Genomic DNA, 16,963 nt, shown 5'->3' with positions numbered 1-16,963 from the left:
TACTCCCTGACCGGCAGGGCATGACCCCGCTGCCCCAGCAACTGTGGCAGCGCGTCATTGAGGCCTTCAGCCGGACGGACATTCCCCAAGTCTCCCTCGTCGAACTGTCCCTGGTGCTGTTGATTGCCACGGCACTGTCAATTCCACGGGCCACCTGGAAGTACTTTGGCCTGCTGGCCACCGCGACCCACGAACTTGGCCATGCCTTCGCCGCTGTGCTGAGCGGCCAGAGACTGGCCGGCATCCGTCTCAGGCTGGACCATTCCGGGACAACAACAAGTTACAGCCGCGGCCGGCTGCCCACGGTATGGTCGGGATTCTGGGGCTACCCGGTTCCTGCGATAACCGGCGCCGCACTGGTCACCACTGGTTTCGGCGGGTGGGGGCCCGCAGCCCTCACCGCGGGTACGCTGATCCTGCTGGCCTCCCTCCTGTTCATCCGCAATCTCGCCGGCATCCTCATCACTGCGGCCGCCATCGCCGGAGGCGCGGCACTCATCCTCTGGGTGCCGCACGCCTTCACCGGCCATGTCGCGATCATCCTGGGCATTGCCTTGCTGGTCGCTGCAGTACGGGACCTGCTAAAGCTCACCCAGGTGCACCTGCACCGTAGGGACAGGCTGGCCACTTCGGACGCTTACTTGCTCTATCGCGCCACCTCCGTCCCCTCATTCATCTGGATCGCCCTATTCGCGGCACTCGTGGCAGGCTCCTGGATCATTGCCTGGCAGCCCATCTCGGTGATTCTGGCGGCCGGCGTCTAGGCTTATCCGCATGAACCAACAGTCCCGGCACACACCGGAAACCGCAGACGCCAAAAACGGCGCGGAGCACAGCACCCGGGGCGCGTACGTCACGGGCGGCGCGGAATTCGACCGGGACACCAACTACATTGAGGACAGGATCACCCGCGACGGCGTACCGGGTGCCAACGGCGAACCAGGCTGGCCTGCTCAGGCCGGCCGCTACCGGCTCATCGCGGCGCGGGCCTGCCCCTGGGCAAACCGAGCTGTCATTGTCCGCCGGCTCCTGGGCCTGGAGGAAGCCATCTCCCTCGGCCAACCGGGGCCCACCCACGATGCTCGGTCCTGGACCTTCGACCTCGACCCGGGCGGAGCGGACCCTGTGCTCGGTATCGAGAGGCTTCAAAGCGCCTACTTCAAACGGTTCCCGGACTACCCGCGCGGCATCACCGTTCCTGCGATCGTTGAAGTCGCCAGCGGGATGGTGGTAACCAACAACTTTCCCCAAATCACCTTGGACTTTTCGACCGAATGGACGGAGTTCCACAGGCCCGGCGCACCGCAGCTCTACCCTCAACATCTGCGGCCGGAAATCGACGCCGTGAACAAGCGCGTCTTCACCGAGGTCAACAACGGCGTTTACCGCTGCGGCTTTGCAGGTTCGCAGGAGGCTTATGACTCGGCCTATGCCCGGCTGTGGGCGGCCCTCGACTGGCTCGAAGAGCGCCTGTCCACCCAGCGCTACCTTGTGGGTGACACGATCACCGAGGCTGACGTGCGGCTGTTCACCACCCTGGCCCGGTTTGATGCGGTCTATCACGGCCACTTCAAATGCAACCGCCAGAAACTCAGCGAGATGGCCGTCCTCTGGCGATATGCGCGGGACCTGTTCCAGACCCCCGGGTTTGGCGACACCATCGACTTCGTCCAGATCAAGCAGCACTATTACATCGTGCACGAAGACATCAACCCCACCGGAATCGTGCCGCAGGGCCCGGAGGTTTCAGGCTGGCTGGAAGCGCATGGCCGGGAATCGCTGGGCGGCCGGCCCTTCGGGGACGGGACTCCCCCGGGCACCGTGAAACCGGGAGAAGAAGTCCTCGCAGGCCACGGGGCCGGCAACGGAAGCGGCAGCGGCCGGAAAGCGGTTTCTAAGCCGATAGGATAAGGCCATGGAGATTTCCCGAGGCTTTGCAGCACCCGGTTTTGAAGGCGTTCGTGATCTGTTTGCCTCCCTGCTGGCTGACGACTCGCAGTACAGTGCCCAGCTGGCCGCATACCGGGACGGCGTCAAGGTGGTTGACCTGTCAGGAGGACCGCACGTCACTCCGGAGTCGATTACCGGGGCCTACTCCTGCTCCAAAGGCGTAGCCGCCATGGTGATCGCCCTGCTGGTCCAGGACCGGCTGCTTGAGCTCGACCGGCCCGTCTCCCATTACTGGCCGGAGTTCGGGGTCCACGGCAAGGACCGGCTCCTGGTGCGGGAAGCCTTGTCTCACCAGGCCGGACTCATAGGGGTGGAGGGAGGCTTTGCCCTGGAGGAGTTCACTACCCCAAAGGCAGCGGCCCGGCTGGCCTCCGCCAGGCCGTCGTGGCGCCCTGGCCGGAGCTTCGGCTATCACGCCCTCACCATCGGGATCCTGATGGAGGAGCTGTGCCGGCGCGTCGCCGGAGAGTCACTGCAGCAGCTCTATGACCGTCGAATCCGGAAAGCCTACGGCATCGACTTCTTCCTCGGCCTGCCGGAGGAGCTGGAGCCCCGTTATCGGGATGTCCTGTACAACGTCGATTCCCCGCAGCCATGGCTGGATCCGCTGAGCCTGGATGGACTGAACAGCAACGCCCCGGTCAGCACCGTCATGGAACTCCCCAATCAGCGTGTTGTGCGGGCGGCCGGAATGAGCGCCGCCGGCGGAGTAGGGTCAGCGGAAGGCCTGGCCCGGCTCTACGCAGTGGCGACCACCGGCGTCGGCGGTGACGCTCCGCTGCTCGCCGCGGAAACGGTCAGAGTGATGTCACAGGAGCAGGTGTGGGGACTGGACCGCTCCTCGGGGCTGGATAACGCCTTTGCTGTGGTCTTCATGAAGCCGCATCCCTCCCGGAACTTCGGCAGCCACCTCGCATTTGGCCATGAGGGCGCAAATGCCGCACTGGGGTTCGCGGACCCCGCCTACGGCCTCGGTTTTGGCTACATTCCGCAGCGGCAGGAGGATGGCCGCACTCCCGGTAAAGCCCATCGCCTGGCTGCAGAAGTCCGGCGGGCGGCGTCCGCCTTGTCCTAGCAGAATCCGGCCCCTAAGGTAGGGCGGATGGGTAATACTCAACCGCGGCCGGCTGCCCGGCCCGCCAGGGGGACCCGCGTCTTCAGGGATGCAATTGCAGGTGTCTTCGCCGCATTGAGGGCCCAGCGCCTGCAGCTGGCGTCCAAGGCTGCCCTGGCGGCGGGCCTGGCCTTCCTCGTCGCTCCACTGATGCCCGGCTCCGCGGCTGAGTATCCGTACTACGCGCCCCTGGGTGCCCTGGTTTCCATGTACCACAATGTGGCGGGATCTGTCCGGCAAGGCCTGCAGACGCTCGTGGGCCTGGCCTTGGGAATCGGGCTCGCCTTCCTGCTGGTCAACATCGGTGACCCGTCCCCGCTCACGGTCGCCATTCTGATGGGTTTGGGGGTGCTGCTCGGCGGCCTGCCCCGCCTGGGTTCGGGGCGGGACTGGATTCCGACAGCGGCCCTCCTGGTTCTGCTCGTGGGCAGAAGCCATCCGGACGATTTCTCCTTCGGATACCTCATCCAAATGGGGGTCGGGGTTGCAGTCGGAATCGCGGTGAACTTCCTCGTCTTTCCTCCCCTGCATTTCAACGCGGCGGCCGTCAGCCTGGGCGAGCTCCGGCTGGCTCTCGGAAAGCAGCTGACCGACATGGGGGCTGCGATGAACGAGAAGTGGCCGCCGGAACATGAGGAATGGTCCCGACGCTCCGACGAGCTGGCCGCCGCTGCAAGGACCGTACGCCATCTGGTCCAGGAAGCCGACGCCAGCCGGCGCGCAAATCCGCGCCGGAAACTCCACCCCCGTGACGTGGACCTTGATTACCGCAATCTGCGGGAGCTCGAGCGTGTGACGTTCCACATCCAGGACATGACACAAGTACTGTCAGATGCCATCTGGGACGACGATGTACCGTACACCGTTCCGTTCCAGGACAGTGGCCCGCTGGCCGATGCCTTGAACGCCGCAGGCGAGCTCCTGTCCTCGTTCCAGGACGAAGATGCTGCCGTGCAGCGGCAACGGTACAGTGCTGCAGAAGCGGCGGTACAGGCCTGCATGGCGGCCACAGCGGAACGGGATCCGGACGAAATGGCGGTCACCGCGTCCGATTCCATCCTCTTGAGCCTGCACCGGATTCTGAAGGCAGTGCGGCCGGCGTCCTAGAGTTCCGTCACCGAGCCGCGGAAGTGCCTGCGGCCCGAGCGCGGGTTCCACGCTACAAAATCCGACCCCTGCCATGCCCCGTGCAGGCCCTGCGCCGTACTAATGTCCAAGGCAACCCGGCCTGGCAGGAACACCGGCGCGTCGAATTCAACGTCCCAGCCAAATGACTCGCCCCTGGCTGGCCCGACATCCGCGAGCGCCCTCGAGGCGAGGTACATCCCATGGGCTATGGACCGGCGCATGCCCAATGCCTTGGCGGAGAGCACGCTGAGGTGGATGGGGTTGAAGTCGCCGGAGACGGCCGCGTACGCGCGGCCGGTGTCAACCCCGAGCTGCCACAGTCCCGTCGGATCCGGGGCCTTGAACTCTTCGTGGCGAGTCTGGCCGTTGTGTGCGGACGGCTTGTCGATGCCCGGCAGGAACATTCCCTTCGCAAGGTACGTGGAGACGCCAATCCAGCGGATGTCCGGCGCGCCCGCCCCGCGGACCTCAGCCACGACATCCAGCTGCGTGCCCGTGCGGTGGCCCCGGAGGTTCTCTACGCGCGCGGTAACGTCCAATGGCTCCGTGAAGAGCACCGGCGACCGCTGCTCCACGTGGTTGCTGAGGTGGATCATGCCCAGGAGAGGAAGAGGAAAATCGTCACGGTTCATGACGCTCATGGCGAGTGGGAACGTGAGCGCGTGGATATAGCCGGCTGGCAGGACGTCGCTTGCTGTTTCCCCGATGAGATGCTGATAGGCGGTGAGCTTGGCGACGTCGGCCGTGACGCCGCGTACTTCATGGCTGGCGTCCGGCAGGCTGGAACCGTTGTCGGTGCCCAGCACCCGGCGTCGGGCCGCCTGGGCGGCGGCGTTGAGGTAGAGCTTGGAGAGCGAGGGCATCTCCCCCAGGATGACCGGGTGGACGGTATTCATGCCCCCACCACGTTCTGTCCGCAGACGCGCAGCACAGTACCGTTGATGCCTCCAGCGGCGTCGCTGGCCAGGAAGGCGATCGCTTCGGCGACGTCGGCTGGCTGGCCGCCCTGCTGGAGGGAGTTGAGTCGCCTCCCCACTTCCCTCAGTGCCAACGGAATCCGGGCGGTCATTTCCGTTTCGATGAAGCCCGGCGCCACCGCATTGATGGTGCCGCCATGGTGAGCCAGAAGGGGGGCCGTGGCGCGGACCAACCCCATGACTCCCGCCTTCGAGGCCGCGTAATTGGTCTGGCCGCGGTTGCCGGCTATCCCGCTGGTGGAAGCGACCGACACAATCCGTGGTGAGTCGCGGAAGTGTTCCGACGCCATCAGGGCCTGGTTAATTCTGAGCTGGGCGGCGATGTTGACATTCAGGACCGAGCTCCAGCGCGAGTGGTCCATGTTCGCCAGCAGCTTATCCCGGGTGATGCCGGCGTTATGGACAACGATATCGAGGTGGCCGTGACGCTGCACCGCATGGTCGATAATCCGCTGGCCGGCGTCCTCCCGGCTGATGTCCAGTTGAAGGGCCGTGCCGTGGACCTCGTTGGCCACGCCGGCGAGGTGGTCCCCTGCTGCCGGGACGTCGACCAGCACCAGCGTGGCCCCGTCCCTGTAGAGGGTACGGGCGATTGCCGCACCGATGCCCCGGGCAGCCCCTGTGACGACTGCGACCTTCCCGGCCAGTGGCTTTTCAAAGTCCGAAGGAAGCCGGCCTTCTGCTGTGCTGACCGTCAGGAACTGCCCGTCCACGAAGGCCGAGCGGCCTGAAAGGAAGAACCGCAGCGCGGCCACTGCGCTCGGGCTTGTGGCCGAAACCCCCTCCGGCAGGAGGATGCCGTTGGCTGTAGCACCGGCGCGTAGTTCCTTGGCCAACGAGCGCAGGAAGCCGTCGACACCCTGCCTGGCCGCAGCGCCCGATGGCGTACCGGCCCCGTCCGCCGGGCGGGACACGGTGATAAAGCGGGCGCTCGGGGCAAGGTCGCGAAGCGAAGACGCCGCTGACAGCACGGGTTTTTCCAAATCCTCGGGCCCGGCCAGCTCGTCCATCACCAGGATGATGGCGCCGAGCTTTTCACGGGGCACCGCGTGCCGGCGGACATCCAGGTCCCAAGAAAGCAGGATGGCAGCCAGTTCCTCGGCGCCGGCAGAGGCTCCCTGTACCAGGATGGGTCCGCTGATCAGGGCCTGCCCGGGCTTGTACCTGCGCAGCAGTGCCGGCTGGGGCAGGCCGAGTTTCCTGGCGACGTTCCTACCCAACCCGTGGCTGACCAACTGCGTGTATTTGTCTGTCATCAGGTCCCCTAAAGTGCTTCGAGTATTGCGACGACGCCTTGGCCGCCGGCGGCGCAGATCGAAATGAGGCCACGTGCGGGGCGGCCGTTTTCGGTTCCCTTTGCGTGGAGCATTTTGGCGAGGGTCGCTGCGATGCGGCCACCCGTAGCGGCAAAGGGATGCCCTGCCGCGAGGGAGGAGCCGTTGACATTAAGCCGGGCGCGGTCGATGGTGCCGAATGCTCCGTCAAGGCCCAGCCTGCTGCGGCCGAACTCCTCATCTTCCCAAACCGCAAGCGTACTCAGGACCGTAGCCGCAAACGCTTCGTGGATTTCAAAGAAATCGAAGTCCGCCAGGGTCAGGCCGTTGCGGGCCAGAAGCCGAGGAACGGCGAACGCGGGGGCCATCAGCAGCCCGTCCTTACCGTGGACAAAGTCCACAGCGGCTGCTTCGCCGTCCACCACCGTAGCGAGCTTGGGCAGGTCATGTGCGTCTGCCCATGCTTCCGAGGCCAACAGGACCGTGGACGCGCCGTCTGTCAGTGGCGTGGAATTTCCCGCCGTCATGGTGGCTTCAGCCCCCAGGCTCTTTCCAAAGACAGGCTTCAGCGTTGCAAGCTTTTCCAGGGTGGTGTCCACCCGCAGATTGGAGTCCCGGGTGAGCCCGCGGTAGGGGGTGAGGAGGTCGTCAAAGAATCCGGCGTCGTACGCCGCCGCCAGGTTGCGGTGGCTGTTGTAGGAGATCTCATCCTGCGCCGCCCGGGAAATATTCCATTGGGCCGTTGTGAGGGCCTGGTGCTCTCCCATGGACAGCCCGGTGCGTGGCTCGCCGGTGCCGGGAGCATCGGGGGCCAGGTCCTTGGGGCGCAGCCTACTGAGCACCTGCAGCCGCTGCGGGAGGCTCTTTGCACGGTTGAGGTCGAGGAGCACTTCGCGCAGTCCCTCACTGACCGCTATCGGTGCGTCGGAGGCGGAATCGACGCCGCCGGCGATGGCGGAGTCGATCTGGCCCAGCTTGATTTTGTTGGCAAGGCCCAGGACGGTTTCCAGGCCCGTGGCGCAGGCCTGCTGCAGGTCATACGCCGGCGTCTCAGCAGACAGTGCCGAACCGAGGACAGCTTCGCGCGTGAGGTTGAAGTCCCTGGAATGCTTGAGGACCGCTCCCGCCGCGACTTCGCCGATTCGCTCGTCCTGGAGTCCAAACCTGGCGATGAGACCGTCCAGGGCGGCGGTAAGCATGTCCTGGTTGGAGGACTTGGTGTAGGCGCCTCCGGACCGGGCAAAAGGAATCCTGTTGCCTCCCACGATGACGGCACGGCGGAGCGTCCGGGTAGCTCCGGGAGCAGCAAGGGCGCTGGAATCCTGGGGTCCTGTGGCGGACTGTCCATCAATGGACATGGGTGTCTCCTCTGGTCATTGCGATTACCGATACCCAGCGTACCTGATACGCTGGGTATCGTGAACAAGCCCCCATCACAAGCAGCAGCGCCGGCAGTGCCTGGCAGTGCCGACGGCAGATCTGCCCGCTGGCAGTCCCACCGCGAGGAACGGCGTCGGGAACTCATCAAGTCCGCTCGGCTCGCTGTCCATGCGTTGGGCAGCGACGCTTCCATGGAGGAAATTGCTGCGGCTGCCGGCACATCGAAATCCGTCTTCTACCGCTACTTCGGGGACAAGGCGGGCCTCCAGCAGGCGGTAGGGGAAGTGGTCCTCAGCCAGATGCAGCGCCGCATCGGCGAGGCTGCCCAGAGCGCCCAGACACCCCGGGAAGGCCTCCTTGCCATGGTGTCGGCATACCTCCAGATGGCCGAGACCAGCCCACACGTGTACACCTTCGTGACCCGCTACTCAGCCGCCGAGACGGACAGCCCGCAGCGCTCCGCCGCCATGTCAGGCGCACTGGGCCACTTCTTCGAATCCATCGGGGACATGATCGCCACTCCTATGAGGACCCACCTTGGCGACGGCAAAGAGGCTGTGATCGGATACTGGCCCACGGCCGCCATCGGCCTGGTCCGGAACGCTGGCGAACAGTGGCTCAGCACACCGGCATCGCCGGCGAAGCCGGACCAGGAAGCCATGGCCCGGCAGATCACTGACTGGCTGTGCGTAGGAATCGCACCAGAGCTTGATCCGTCCGGGTCACGGTAATGCCCACCGCAGGGCACCACGAACCCTTAGAACACACCCATCTGTCAGAACCAGCGAAGGACATTTGATATGACTGAAGTAGTGGACCGGCCCACAGGCAAGGGGCAGCGGCCCAGTGTCGGAGGCGCCTCGAACACTGAAGCGGGGCGGCCCAGCGTGGATGTTGCTGTGCTGGGCGAGCAGCTCCTGGGCAAATGGGCCGGCGTCCGCCTGCAGGCCCGCGACCTGGCTGCGCGCCCGGAACTCCACAAGATCGAGGGCACGACCCACACCGACCACCGGGCGCGTACCTTCGGCCAGCTGAAGTACCTTGTGGAAAACGACGCTGTCCACCGGGCCTTCCCCTCGGCCCTGGGCGGTTCGGATGACCACGGGGGCAATATTGCCGGGTTCGAGGAACTTGTCACCGCCGACCCCTCCCTACAGATCAAGGCCGGCGTCCAGTGGGGCCTCTTCGGTTCGGCGGTAATGCACCTCGGCACAGACGAGCATCATGCCAGGTGGCTCCCGGGCATCATGAGCCTGGACATCCCGGGATGTTTCGCCATGACTGAAACCGGCCACGGCTCGGACGTTGCCAGCATCGCCACCTCTGCCACCTATGACGCCGAAGCCCAGGAATTCGTTCTTCACACGCCGTTTCGGGCGGCGTGGAAGGACTATATCGGCAACGCGGCCATCGACGGACTTGGGGCGGTGGTCTTCGCCCAGCTGGTGACCCATGGCGTCAACCATGGCGTCCATGCGTTCTACGTGGATCTCCGCGACCCCAGAACCAAGGAATTCCTCCCGGGCATCGGCGGCGAGGACGACGGTGTTAAAGGCGGCCTCAACGGCATCGACAATGGCCGGCTCCACTTCGACCATGTTCGCATCCCCCGGTCGAACCTCCTCAACCGCTACGGCAATGTGGACCCGGACGGCACGTACACCTCCCCTATCGCGAGCCCCGGCCGGCGCTTTTTCACCATGCTGGGCACGCTCGTCCAGGGACGGGTGTCCCTGGACGGTGCGGCAGTCGCCGCGTCGAAGATCGCCCTCACCGCCGCCATCCGGTACGCCAATGAACGGCGCCAGTTCAACGCGTCGTCCCACACGGACGAGGAAGTCCTCCTGGACTACCAGCGGCACCAGCGGCGCTTGTTCACCCGGTTGGCCACCACTTACGCAGCCGGATTCGCGCACGAGCAGTTGCTCCAGAAGTTCGACGACGTGTTTTCCGGTGCGCACGACACCGATGAGGACCGGCAGGACCTTGAAACCCTGGCGGCGGCACTCAAGCCGCTCAGTACCTGGCACGCGCTTGACACCCTGCAGGAGTGCCGGGAGGCATGTGGCGGCGCCGGTTTCCTGATCGAAAACCGCTTCGCCTCACTGCGGGCGGACCTGGACGTCTATGTCACCTTCGAGGGGGACAACACTGTGCTGCTCCAGCTTGTCGCCAAAAGGCTTCTCGCTGACTACGCCAAGGAGTTCAGGAACGTCGACTTCGGTGTCCTGGCCCGCTACGTGGTCAGCCAGGCTACGGACGCGGCCTTCCACCGCACCGGGCTGAGGCAGGTTGCCCAGTTCATGGCGGATTCGGGTTCAGTGCAGAAGGCCGCCCTGGCGCTGAGGGACGAGGAGGGCCAGCGTGCTCTCCTGACTGACCGTGTCCAGACCATGGTGGCGGAAGCCGGCGTTGCCCTGAAGGGTGCCGGCCGGCTGTCGCATGAGAAGGGGGCGGCACTGTTCAACCAGCACCAGAACGAGCTGATTGAAGCGGCGCAGGCCCACGCCGAGCTCCTGCAGTGGGAGGCTTTCACGGAGGCGTTGCAAGAGGTCACCGACCCGGGAACCAGAACGGTGCTGACGTGGCTGCGGGACCTCTTCGGGCTCTCGCTGATCGAGAAGAACTTGTCCTGGTACCTCATGAACGGACGGCTTTCCATGCAGAGGGCCCGTACTGTGGGGGGCTACATCAACCGGCTGCTCGTGAAGATCCGCCCGCATGCCCTGGACCTGGTGGACGCCTTCGGCTATGGCCAGGACCACATCCGCGCTGTGATTGCCACGGGCGCGGAGAGGACCCGGCAGGATGAGGCACGCGCCTATCTGCGGTCACAGAGGGCAAGCGGTCGGGCGCCGGTGGACGAGAAGGTACTCATTGCCCGTACCGCTGCCGCAGCCTCAGCAGCCAAGTCGGCCGCCCGAACCCGGAATGCCCGTGGCTGAGTAATGCCAGCTGTCTGACGTTAGCCGGCCCCAAGCTCGACGGCGCCGCTCCCCTCGGTGGGGAGCGGCGCCGTCGTGCTTTGTCTTGCCTGAGAATGCATCCGCTTTTCAGAAACGCTTTGGACTAGGAAAGCACCGAGCGGTACACCTCAAGGGTTGTTTCGGTGATGGAGTCCCAGGAGAAGTGCTCCTCGGCACGGCGGCGGCCGGCTTGGCCCATGGCCCGCGCCCGCGCGGGATCGGAGACGACCTCGGTCAGAGCTGCGGCGAACTCGGTAACGAACTTTTCCGGGTCAAGGGGCGTACCCGTTCCGTCGGAGACTTGCTCCAGATCCACCAGCAGGCCGTTCTCACCGTGCTGGACCACCTCTGGGATGCCGCCGGTGGCGCTGGCCACCACGGCCGCACCGCAAGCCATGGCCTCCAGGTTCACGATGCCCAGCGGTTCGTAGATGGACGGGCAGGCAAATGCCGTGGCGTGGCTCAGTACCTGGATGAGCTCGTGCCGCGGAAGCATCCGTTCGACAAGAACGACGCCGGTCCGCTGGTTCTGAAGCTCCTGGATCAGTCGAGAGGTTTCCGCGGCGAGCTCTGGCGTATCCGCAGCGCCAAGGCATAGCACCAACTGAACGTCGGCAGGTAGTTTGGCTGCGGCCCGGAGCAGGTACGGCACACCCTTCTGGCGGGTGTTGCGTCCAACAAAGACCACGCTTGGCTTGTGCGGATCGATGCCGAGTGCCCGTACGGCGTCTTCGCCTTCATCACGGTGCCACAGCGCGACGTCGATACCGTTGTGGACCACGCGCACCTTTGCGGGGTCAACGTCAGGGTAGCTGCGCAGGATGTCCTGGCGCATGCCCTCCGAGACGGCGATGATGGCTGCCGCGGCCTCGTATGCTGTCTTTTCCACCCAGGAGGACAGGGCGTAGCCGCCGCCGAGCTGCTCGGCCTTCCACGGCCGCAGCGGTTCAAGGCTGTGCGCGCTGAGCACATGCGGGATGCCGTGCAGCAGGGACGCCAGGTGCCCTGCCATGTTGGCGTACCAGGTGTGCGAATGGACGAGGTCTGCGCCTTCGATGTCCGGAACGATCCGGAGGTCTACCCCCAGTGTCTGGACTGCGGCGTTCGCGGCCCCCAAATCCTCCGGCACGGAATAGGAGGTCACCCCGGCGCCGTGGTAATCGGCGTCGCGGGGTGCGCCGAAGGCACGTACCTGCAGGTCGACGTGCCTGGCCAGGACCCGGCTCAGCTCGGCTACGTGGACGCCCGCACCGCCGTAGATCTCCGGCGGGAACTCTTTAGTCACAATGTCTATTCGCACGCTACCCAAGGTAGTCGTTACGGTTGAACTGTTCTAGTGTGAAGGAGTCCGGGCGTGCCGGACTGTTGGGGAAGTTACGAAGGCGTACAGGAGCAATTAGATGCCGTTGAATAAAAAAGTCCTGGCCATTGTCCTCGCTGGCGGCGAGGGAAACCGTCTCATGCCATTGACGGCTGACAGGGCTAAACCCGGCGTGCCGTTTGCCGGCAGCTATCGGCTCATCGACTTTGCCCTCTCCAACCTCGTGAATTCCCGTTATCTGCAGATCGTGGTCCTCACGCAGTACAAATCCCACAGCCTGGACCGCCATATCTCCGAGACCTGGCGGATGTCCACCCAACTGGGCAACTATGTGGCCTCCGTGCCAGCCCAGCAGCGTGTCGGCAAGAGTTGGTTCCTTGGCAGCGCCAACGCCATCTACCAGTCGCTGAACCTGATCCGCGACGCCAATCCGGACATCGTGGTGGTTGTCGGAGCCGATCACGTCTACCGCATGGACTTTGCCCAGATGGTGGAACAGCACGTTCTCAGCGGGGCCAAGGCCACCGTAGCCGCAGTGCGTCAGCCGCTTAACATGGCGGACCAGTTCGGTGTCATCGAGGTGGACCAGGACGATCCACAGAAAATCGCCGCTTTTGTGGAGAAACCTGCCACCACGCCTGGCCTGGCCGCGGATCCCACCCAGTTCCTGGCCTCGATGGGCAACTACGTCTTCGACGCCGACGCCCTGGTGGATGCCCTCCACGTCGACGCCGAGCGCCTTGACACCAAGCACGACATGGGCGGGGACATCATTCCGTACTTCGTCAACCAGGGCGAAGCAGGAGTCTACGACTTCACCCTCAACGACATCCCCGGTTCCACAGAGCGTGACCGCACCTACTGGCGAGACGTCGGCACCATCGACTCCTTCTATGACGCCCATATGGACCTCATTTCCCCGCTCCCGGTGTTCAACCTGTACAACTCGGAGTGGCCCATCTACACCCGGCAGACCATTTCCCCGCCTGCCAAGTTCGTCCGTGGGGAAAACAACGCCGTGGGCACCGCCCTTGATTCGATTGTGGCCAACGGCGTGGTCATTTCCGGCGGGGTGGTGGAAGGCTCTGTCCTCTCCCACGATGTCTTCGTGGGAACGCGAAGCCGGGTGATCGACTCCGTCCTGATGGACAAGGTCAACATCGGTGAAGGCGCGGTCGTCAACCGGGCCATCATCGACAAGAACGTCAAGGTCCCGGCCGGCGCGGCGATCGGGCTGGACCCTGACCTGGACCGGGCCCGCGGCTTCAAGGTGACCGACTCCGGCATCACTGTGCTGTCCAAGGGCCAGGAAGTCCCGGAGCCTGGAGAAGAGGAACGCGCCCTCTCGGCCAAGAACCTGCACCTGGTTCCCAACGCAGTCAAAGCGGCCACCGCAAACTATCCGGAACTCCGGGAATCAGTGGAACAGGCGGCCGACGCTCGGGTCGTTGCCGCAGCCCAGGCCCCGCAGGACGCCCTCCGTTCCTGAACGGCGGGCTCCCTGACGGGCGGGAGTTGCGGCCCGACACGCCGCAAGTTCCCTAGGCTGTAAAATCGGTACAATGAGCTCCCCCGATCTGACGCCTGAGGAAATCCAGGCATGCCTCAAGGTTTTGAACAGCATCCACGCCTACGACGAGGAACACCCGGATTACGTCTCGGTGCGCCGTGCCACCGGGAAAATGTTCAAAGCCGTCAAACGGCACCGGCGGGTGACCAAGCGCGATCTGATCTCTGAGGCCGACCGGGCGGTTTTAGCGCAGACCGCCACGGCCGCACCGGACCGCATCGACGACGAGACCCGCGGCAACAAGCTGGAGACGTCGGCCACGGGCAAGGTGGCCGGTCACCTCATCCGTTCCCGGCCGTGCTACATCTGCAAGCAGCATTACACCCAGGTGGACGCCTTCTACCACCAACTGTGCCCCGAGTGCGCGGCTTTCAACCACGGCAAGCGCGATGCCCGGACGGACCTCACCGGACGACGCGCCCTGCTGACCGGCGGGCGGGCGAAAATCGGTATGTACATCGCCCTGCGCCTGCTGCGGGACGGGGCCCACACCACCATCACCACGAGGTTCCCCAAGGATGCCGCACGCCGCTTCGCCGCCATGGAGGACAGCGGAGATTGGCTGCACCGGCTCCGGATCGTGGGAATAGACCTCCGTGACCCCTCCCAGGTCATGGCCCTGACCGATTCACTGAATGCGGCTGGCCCCTTGGACATCATCATCAACAACGCGGCCCAGACAGTGCGCCGCTCGGGCAACGCCTACAAACCGCTGGTGGATGCAGAGGACGAGCCACTTCCGGCCGCGCTTGAGGCGGCCAACGGCGGACCGGAGCTCGTGACGTTCGGCCATGCCCACGACAAGCACCCCCTCGCCCTGGCCAGCACCGTCACAGAGCACCCTGTCCTGGCCGGCGACGCCATCACGTCCCTGGCGCTCTCCACTGGTTCCGCCTCACTTGAGCGGATCGCCTCCGGAACCGCCATCGACGCCGGCGGGCTGGTCCCGGACCTCGCGGCCATCAACAGCTGGACCCAAGTGGTGGACGAGGTTGATCCGTTGGAGATGCTTGAGGTCCAGCTCTGCAACGTGACCGCTCCGTTCCTGCTGGTCAGCAGGCTTCGCGACGCCATGAAACGCTCCACGGCCCGCCGGAAGTACATCGTCAACGTCTCGGCGATGGAAGGCCAGTTCTCCCGGGCCTATAAGGGCCCTGGCCATCCCCACACCAACATGGCCAAGGCCTCGCTGAATATGATGACCAGGACCAGCGCGCAGGAGATGCTGGATGCCGATGGAATCCTGATGACTGCCGTGGACACAGGCTGGATTACGGATGAGCGCCCGCATTTCACCAAGGTCCGGCTCATGGAGGAGGGGTTCCATGCGCCCCTTGACCTCGTTGACGGTGCGGCCCGCGTCTACGATCCCATCGTCATGGGTGAGCAGGGCGAAGACCAGTTCGGGGTCTTCCTGAAGGATTACAAGCCCAGCCCCTGGTAGGGCGAGGACACCTGTCCTGCGAACCGAGCTGCCGACCTCCCGGCGAACTACGCGAGCCGGGTGATCTCCACGCTGACGCTCAGCGCCGACCCTCCTCCGCCGGAGAGGATGCCTTTCAACGGCGGCACGTCACGGTAGTCCCGGCCCCTGGCCACGGTGACGTGGTAGTCGCCGGCAGGCTTGTGGTTGGTCGGGTCCCAGCTGCGCCAGCCACCGTCCCACCACTCCAGCCACGCATGCGACTGGCCGGCCACCGTCTCGCCGATGTCCGCCGTCGACCGCGGGTGCAGGTAACCGGAAACGTAGCGCGCCGGGATGCCGCAGCTGCGCAGCGCGCCGATGGCGAGGTGGGCCAGGTCCTGGCAGACACCCTGCCGCTGCCCCCAGGCCTCCTCGGCGTTGGTGGTGACAGCAGTGGAGCCTGACATATAGGTCATCTCTCCGCGCATCCACGTAAAGATCGCCAGGGCGGCGTCGTGCGGATTCCTCCCTTCAACCACTCCAGGAATAATCCCCAAGACCTCGTCGCCCGGGGCGCTGAGCTGTGACTGCGGGAGCCAGTCGCTGAACGTGTTCAGGGTCTCCGGAGCGGACAGCACGTCCCAACCGGCGATGTCGGCGTCGGACGGGATCTTTTCCGCCCGGTGCACTTCGACGGTGATGTTGGAGACGACTTCAAGGTGATCATGCGGCATCTGCATGTCGAACGCCGTCACCCTGGTGCCCCAGTAGTCCCGGTAGCTGGCGACTGCCGCCTGCGACGGCGATACCTTGAGCACGGATTCCAGGACCACCTGCTGCGGGTCCGTCAGAGGCGTCATTCGGGCCTCGTTATAGGACAGCGTGACGCGCTTGTTGTACTTGTAGGCCGTCTTGTGGACAATACTTAGCCGGGTCATGAAACTTCTCCCACCCAGGCCAGTTCGTCTGCCTGATTGAAGTACTTACGGGAAATCGCGTCCGAGGCCTGCGAGACGGCCTTCTGCACCCTTTCCATGTGTTCCGGCAGTTCGGACATCAGATCGTCCGTCCGGTGGAACTCGAGGAAGGTGCGGGCCTGGCCCACGATCCGGCGCGCATCGTTGATGAAGCCCACGCGCTGTGCTGAGGGGTCCAGCTTGGCGAGGCACTCGTCGGCGTCACGCAGGGCGTACACGATGGAACGGGGAAACAACCGGTCGAGGAGGAGGAATTCGGCGGCGTGCTGGTCGCCGAAAGCTGCACGCCGGGTGCGCAGGAACGATTCGTAGGCGCCGGCACACCGGAGCATGTTGACCCAGGACATGCCGGCGGAAAGGACATCCCGGGTGGAGAGCATGCGCGCGGTCATGTCAGCGCGCTCCAGCGACCGGCCCAGAACCAGGAAGAGCCAGCTTTCGTCGTGGCTCACCGTGGTGTCGGCAAGGCCGCTCACCATTGCCGTCCGTTCGAGGGTCCAGTTGCAGAAGCGGTACGTCCCCACGACGTCCTTGCGGTGCTGGCTCAGCCCGTAGTAGGTGGTGTTGAGGCTCTCCCACAGGCCGGAGGACACTGTCTCACGGGCCCGGCGGGCGTTCTCGCGCGCGGCGCCCAGCGAACCGGCGATGGAGGTTGCGCTGGTCTTGTCATAGGCCAGCGCGTGCAGCAGCTCAGGCAGGCCGAAATCATCGCTCTGCGGCCGGGCACCCATCACGGCCAGGAGTTCCTGCGCGACACTCCGGCGTTCCTCCATGGGCAGGTGGTTCAGGCGCTCAAGGTGAACGTCAAGGATGCGTGCCGTTCCATCAGCGCGCTCAACATAGCGTCCGATCCAAAAAAGGGACTCAGCTATACGGCTAAGCATTCGCGGCTACCTCCTGC

At 65.0% G+C, this 16,963-nt stretch carries 14 protein-coding genes; 8 read left to right on the top strand and 6 right to left on the bottom strand.

Annotated features, from left to right (window positions below; translation table 11 throughout):
• Positions 1–20: 20 nt before the first annotated feature.
• The 4 genes from J7E83_RS03995 to J7E83_RS03980 all read left to right on the top strand — a co-directional run bounded on the left by J7E83_RS03995 (position 21) and on the right by J7E83_RS03980 (position 4,171).
• Complete coding sequence (locus J7E83_RS03995; RefSeq protein ID WP_214959310.1) at positions 21–764, top strand: M50 family metallopeptidase; 744 nt, start codon at positions 21–23, stop codon at positions 762–764.
• A gap of 10 nt (positions 765–774) precedes the next feature.
• The gene (locus tag J7E83_RS03990) at positions 775–1,911 is read left to right on the top strand and encodes a glutathione S-transferase family protein (protein ID WP_214959308.1); all 1,137 of its coding nucleotides are present in this window, start codon (positions 775–777) and stop codon (positions 1,909–1,911) included.
• Positions 1,912–1,915: 4 nt separating this feature from the next.
• Complete coding sequence (locus J7E83_RS03985; protein WP_214959306.1) at positions 1,916–3,025, top strand: serine hydrolase domain-containing protein; 1,110 nt, start codon at positions 1,916–1,918, stop codon at positions 3,023–3,025.
• Positions 3,026–3,118: 93 nt separating this feature from the next.
• Positions 3,119–4,171 (top strand): aromatic acid exporter family protein, encoded by a 1,053-nt coding sequence (locus J7E83_RS03980; RefSeq protein ID WP_396020515.1) that lies wholly within the window; start codon positions 3,119–3,121, stop codon positions 4,169–4,171.
• Here the strand turns inward: J7E83_RS03980 and J7E83_RS03975 are convergent.
• Genes J7E83_RS03975 through J7E83_RS03965 form a run of 3 tightly spaced genes read right to left on the bottom strand, consistent with a single transcriptional unit; the run spans position 4,168 to position 7,801 of the window.
• A complete protein-coding gene (locus tag J7E83_RS03975) occupies positions 4,168–5,088 on the bottom strand; it encodes a MaoC/PaaZ C-terminal domain-containing protein (RefSeq protein ID WP_214959302.1) in 921 nt (306 codons plus the stop codon). The genes J7E83_RS03980 and J7E83_RS03975 overlap by 4 nt on opposite strands.
• Positions 5,085–6,425: a 3-oxoacyl-ACP reductase gene (locus J7E83_RS03970; RefSeq protein ID WP_214959300.1), complete on the bottom strand. Its 1,341-nt coding sequence runs from the start codon at positions 6,423–6,425 to the stop codon at positions 5,085–5,087. Before J7E83_RS03970 ends, J7E83_RS03975 begins: the two co-directional genes overlap by 4 nt.
• An 8-nt stretch (positions 6,426–6,433) precedes the next feature.
• The gene (locus J7E83_RS03965) at positions 6,434–7,801 is read right to left on the bottom strand and encodes an acetyl-CoA C-acetyltransferase (protein WP_214959298.1); all 1,368 of its coding nucleotides are present in this window, start codon (positions 7,799–7,801) and stop codon (positions 6,434–6,436) included.
• Positions 7,802–7,861: 60 nt separating this feature from the next.
• On the opposite strand from J7E83_RS03965, the gene J7E83_RS03960 reads away from it, so the two are divergent.
• Both J7E83_RS03960 and J7E83_RS03955 read left to right on the top strand, forming a co-directional pair.
• Complete coding sequence (locus J7E83_RS03960) at positions 7,862–8,554, top strand: TetR/AcrR family transcriptional regulator (protein ID WP_311379576.1); 693 nt, start codon at positions 7,862–7,864, stop codon at positions 8,552–8,554.
• Positions 8,555–8,623: 69 nt separating this feature from the next.
• The gene (locus J7E83_RS03955) at positions 8,624–10,768 is read left to right on the top strand and encodes an acyl-CoA dehydrogenase (RefSeq protein ID WP_214959294.1); all 2,145 of its coding nucleotides are present in this window, start codon (positions 8,624–8,626) and stop codon (positions 10,766–10,768) included.
• Positions 10,769–10,892: 124 nt separating this feature from the next.
• Here J7E83_RS03955 and glgA read toward each other — a convergent pair whose 3' ends face one another.
• Positions 10,893–12,089, bottom strand: coding sequence for a glycogen synthase (gene glgA, locus J7E83_RS03950; RefSeq protein WP_214959292.1), 1,197 nt, complete (start codon positions 12,087–12,089; stop codon positions 10,893–10,895).
• A 100-nt stretch (positions 12,090–12,189) separates the two neighbouring features.
• Here glgA and glgC point away from each other — a divergent pair, with 100 nt between their 5' ends.
• Together glgC and J7E83_RS03940 are read left to right on the top strand one after the other, a co-directional pair.
• Complete coding sequence (gene glgC / locus J7E83_RS03945; RefSeq protein ID WP_214959290.1) at positions 12,190–13,599, top strand: glucose-1-phosphate adenylyltransferase; 1,410 nt, start codon at positions 12,190–12,192, stop codon at positions 13,597–13,599.
• A gap of 73 nt (positions 13,600–13,672) precedes the next feature.
• Complete coding sequence (locus J7E83_RS03940) at positions 13,673–15,124, top strand: SDR family NAD(P)-dependent oxidoreductase (RefSeq protein WP_214959288.1); 1,452 nt, start codon at positions 13,673–13,675, stop codon at positions 15,122–15,124.
• Positions 15,125–15,171: 47 nt separating this feature from the next.
• On the opposite strand, the gene J7E83_RS03935 is transcribed toward J7E83_RS03940, so the two are convergent.
• Positions 15,172–16,023 carry a transglutaminase family protein gene (locus J7E83_RS03935; RefSeq protein ID WP_214959286.1) on the bottom strand — a complete coding sequence of 284 codons (852 nt, stop codon included), beginning with the start codon at positions 16,021–16,023 and terminating at the stop codon, positions 15,172–15,174.
• Positions 16,020–16,946 carry an alpha-E domain-containing protein gene (locus J7E83_RS03930; RefSeq protein WP_214959284.1) on the bottom strand — a complete coding sequence of 309 codons (927 nt, stop codon included), beginning with the start codon at positions 16,944–16,946 and terminating at the stop codon, positions 16,020–16,022. The genes J7E83_RS03935 and J7E83_RS03930 overlap by 4 nt, the downstream gene beginning before the upstream one ends.
• Positions 16,947–16,963 lie beyond the last annotated feature (17 nt).

Source organism: Arthrobacter sp. ISL-48 (assembly GCF_018613805.1).
GTDB lineage: Bacteria > Actinomycetota > Actinomycetes > Actinomycetales > Micrococcaceae > Arthrobacter.
The sequence above is the reverse complement of the archived record's forward strand: the minus strand, read 5'-3'. Positions and strand labels throughout refer to the sequence as shown.